The 1210-nt window shown below is 68.6% G+C and carries 1 protein-coding gene; it reads right to left on the bottom strand.

The genetic code is table 11. The annotated features are described in order from the left end of the window. Nucleotides 1–19: 19 nt before the first annotated feature. On the bottom strand, nt 20–532 hold the full coding sequence (locus ACFVYA_RS49990) for a hypothetical protein (protein ID WP_387055716.1): 513 nt from the start codon (nt 530–532) through the stop codon (nt 20–22). Between the last annotated feature and the right edge of the window lie 678 nt (nt 533–1210).

Raw genomic sequence — 1210 nt, 5'->3', positions numbered from 1 at the left:
GGCTCTTATGTGTCCGACCTCATTCAGCGACGCCCGGCCAGCCACCCAGCTCAGCCGAACCCTGCTCACCATCGGCGACGACGCGCACGACACCTGCGGTGCTCACCGACTCGACGCCCGCCACCACGGCCGCGGACGGACCAGCCTCCTCCCGAGGGCCCGCGTCGGCCGCGTCACGCTCTGGCACACCGTCGGCACTGGACTCGACCGCCTCCCGCGACAACGCCGTCACTAGCTTCGGCGAGATACCCAGCAGCTCCGCCGTCTCCGCCGCGCCCACTTCCGCACCGCGGATCTGCGCCACCGACCTCGCCATCACCGACCGCCACTCCGCGATCTCCATCTCCGCGTCCGCACGCACCTGCTCAACCGACCGCTCGAACTCCGCGACCTTCGCCGTGCGCTGGCGCTCCAGCTCCGCGAGCTTCCGCTCCAGCTGCGCGGCCAATGCCGCAACCCGGTCCTCGCGCCGACGCTCCACCGCCTCGACCGCTGTCGTTGCCTCCGCGAAAGGCCCCAGCGCCGCGTCCACACGTCGCTCGTTCTCGCGCTCACGCTCCAACTGCTCGGCACGACGCCGACGCGCCGACTCCAGCCGCTCCAACGCCGCCGACGACCGCCGCTTCCGACGAGACCCACCCGCTTGACGTTCATCCATGACGCACCTCCCACGCGGGGAGGGCAGCGGTAACACCCACCAGCGTACCCACGCCTGCGGTGCGGATCTGCCACATCGGCTGCGCGACGGTCACGTCACCGGGCTGGGCGCGGGCTCATTGACCACGGTGGTGTCGCCGGCGACCGGGCGAGAAAATAGGGCGCGGTACCGCCGCAGTAGCCCCGAAGGGCCACGCCACCGAAGTGACGAGCTGCAAGACTCGCGGCGGCCCGCTGACGCTCCGCCAGAGGGCCTACGCAAGCCCACGGAACGCTACGAGCAGCATACCGGCAAGTCAGCAGGCCATGCTGCCATGGGCTGGGCGCCACCGCATCGTCTGATCAGCCACTCACCGATAGAGCACACCGGCCGTTGGCACCTTCCCGTGATCTCGTTGCGTCCGCGGGTGGTGGGTGGCCCCGAAATTGTATCGGTCGTCCCCCCAAATACAAGGGCACCCCAAACTATTTTTGACCGAAAAGCGTGGTCAAAAATAGTTCGAGGCCCCACCCTTGTATTTGGGGCCCCTACTCCCTAGGTCCGGCATTAAGG

The organism is Amycolatopsis sp. NPDC058278 (genome assembly GCF_042881395.1).
Taxonomy (GTDB): Bacteria; Actinomycetota; Actinomycetes; order Mycobacteriales; family Pseudonocardiaceae; genus Amycolatopsis.
Note: the sequence above shows the minus strand (reverse complement) of the source record. Positions and strands in the feature narration are given on the sequence as shown.